Source organism: Actinospineispora acaciae DSM 45401 (assembly GCF_000620785.1).
GTDB classification, from domain to species: domain Bacteria; phylum Actinomycetota; class Actinomycetes; order Mycobacteriales; family Pseudonocardiaceae; genus Pseudonocardia; species Pseudonocardia acaciae.
The window spans coordinates 1-2,773 of the sequence record NZ_JIAI01000070.1; the positions used below are offsets into that span (position 1 = coordinate 1).

The window sequence follows — 2,773 nt, forward strand, 5'->3', positions numbered from 1 at the left end:
TCGGCGCGCAGGGGGCGGGCGCCGGCGGCCACGGCGGGCATGACGGGCTCCAGCTCGGCGCGGGCGACGTCGCCGGGTACGCCGTCGGCGACCGGACCGCCCTGGCCGCCGGCCACGATGGCCCGCACCTGGTCCTTGGTCAGCCGGGTGATGCGGGCGATGGTCCGTACGGACAGGCCGTGCTCGGCGGCCCGGCGCACCGCGTCGCCCAGCGCGGCGTTGCGGGCCGAGGTGGCCTGGGCGCGCTCGGCCGGGGTGGGATCCTGCGCGAGCACCTCCAGGTACTGGTCGTTCAACGCGGCGACCAGGGTGCGCAGCTGGTTGGTCAGGGCCCGCTTGTAGTCGCGGGACATGTACCGGCCGGACGGCGCGGCCGGGGGAGCTGCCGGGGGAGCGGGTGTCACCGCGGCGGCGGGGCCGGGCAGCGCGACCTGCGGCCCGGTGTTGACGTCGATCACGACGGCCGTCTTGTTGCCGCTGCCCTCGGTCAGCACGTTGTCGATCACGCCGTCGGCGGCGTCCGCCGGGGTGGCGGCGGCGGTGACGATCCCGCCGAGGTTGTTGGCGTCGGGGTAGAAGTCGTGCAGCTCGTCGGTGGTCAGCACGATCCGGACCCGGCCGTCGACCTGGCGGGTCTCGGTCGCGGCGGTGTGCGCGGGGCCGCCGCCGATCCAGCGGGTGATGATCTGGCGGGGCTGGTTGTCCGGGCCGGCCTCGGCGGTGTGGATCGTGCCCAGGGTGTGGTCCTCGGTGACCTGCTCGGTGCTGGTGGCATCGACGGTGTAGCCGCGGCTGTCGCCGACCCAGATGAACGTGGCCTGGCTGCTGTGCGGGCCGGTCGGGGTGATCACGACCAGGGTGAAGGTGGTGATCTGGTTGGTCTCGGGGGTGGAGGCGGCCTCGGCGGCGGCCTCGGCGGCATCGAAGGCCAGCCGGGCCAGCCGCTCGCCGCTGATGGACGGTTCGGCGGCCAATGCCTGCCGGGCCGCGTTCATGGCGGCGTCGACCGCCTGCTGAGAGGCCGGTGTCTGCACGTCGGGGTGGCCCTGCTGGTCGGCGACCGCCGCGACGACCCGCCCGTTGGCGGCGCGGATCGCGGCCATCGCGTCGAAGTTGCGGTTGGTCGGGTGCCCGGCGTCGCTGCGCCCGGCCACCGAGGGCAGCTCGAACCCGACGCGCTCCTGGCTGTCGTCGGGCTTGGCGCCGGTGGGCACCGGCGCGCCGGTGCTGAGCTCGCCGGCCGGGCCGGTCTGGACGTCCAGCTGCACCGGGTGGCGGTTCGCGGGCTGGTCCAGCGGCTTGATCGGGCTGCCGGTGTAGTCGGCGAAGGTGCTCTGGCGTGCGGAGTTCTGCTCGATCACGGCCTTCAGCCGCTGTTCCAGCCGGCCCAGGTGCGCCACCCGCAACCGCAGCACGACCAGCGCCACGAAGTGGCGGGTCCGCGCCGGGTTGAACCGCTCCAGCCCGCTGTGCCTGTCCAGCGTAGCCCGGCGGCTCACGATCCTGCGGCCGAGCTTGCCGACCTTCGTCGCGACCTTCGCCCGCTGGTCACGCTGGGCTTCGATGGTGTCGTGGAGCTGGCGGAACCCGCGTCCGTGCAGCTTGTCGTGGTAGGCCCGCTGGCGCTTGGCCAGCTTGCCCGTGAGCTTGCCCGCGATCGCGCGCAGCCACCTCGGGGACAGCTGGGACAGCTTGTCGCCCATCAGCGGGCCGAGGTCGTTGACCATGTTGACGGTGCGCTCGACGCCGAAGTCGTCGACGTAGGTCATCGTCTGCAGCGAGCCCCGCCACTCGGCGACGTTGGGCAGCTGGACCTCCGCGTGCGGCGCCGGGCGCGGCCCGACCCCGATGCCGTACTGGATCTGGCTGATGAAGTTCCAGGGCTTGGCGTTGTACGGCATCACGTCGAGCACCCGCAGCCAGCGCCACAACCGCAGCGGCAGGTTGAACCGCCGCCAGCCCACCAGGACCGGCGTCTTGCCCTTGTCCTCCAGCTTCTTGCCGGCCACCACGAACACCAGCACGAACACGTCGATCCGGACCCCGCCGACATAGATCTGGATCGGCCCCCGGACCAGCGGGAACGGGCCGACGATCCGGTTCTTCTTCGTCTGGTCCGGGTCCTGGTTGAGCTGCGTGTTGTCCAGCACGGTGCCGGCCCACCCCAGGAAGCCGACGCTGGGCTTGAACGCGATCACGATGTGCTGCCCGATGGGGACCTCCGGGCCGTCGGCCACCAGGAGCAGCCCCAACACCGGCGGTGCGGGCTCGGGCGAGCCGGTCGCGGTGAACGCCCGGTTGATCTTCACCCGGCCGGCGAACCGCCATACGCGCACCAGCCACGCGCGCAGCCCGCGTGGCCACGCCCGGATGCCCGAGGGGGCCAACCCGGCCTGCTTGGTGGCCAGCCAGTCGTTCTTCTCCTTCTTCCACTCCGCGCGGGCGTGCGCGAACGTCCACTTGATGTGCAGCAGCTGGGTGGTCCCCAACCAGTGCATGACCCGGCCCAGCACCGGAACCTGCTGCAGGTAGCTCTGCAGGGCGGTCGGGTAGATCCGCTGCTCGGCCTTCCACTTGGCGTTCCAGGACCGCTTCCAGGCCTGCACCCAGATCACCGTGCCGACGGCCGCGCCGGCTATGGCCACCGGCCCGGAGGCGGTGAACGCGGCGGCGACGCCGGCGGCGAGGCCGAGCGGGCCGATGAACCGCACGGCGGCGCGGACCAGCACGCCGGGCGCCCGTGGCTGTTTCGGGGTGGCCCAGCGGCGGGGGG

Annotated in this window: 1 protein-coding gene; it reads right to left on the bottom strand. The window is 73.0% G+C overall.

The features are described 5' to 3' along the window. On the bottom strand, window positions 1-2,773 hold a 2,773-nt coding region (locus N912_RS64945), incomplete at both ends, for a PP2C family protein-serine/threonine phosphatase (protein WP_169748095.1).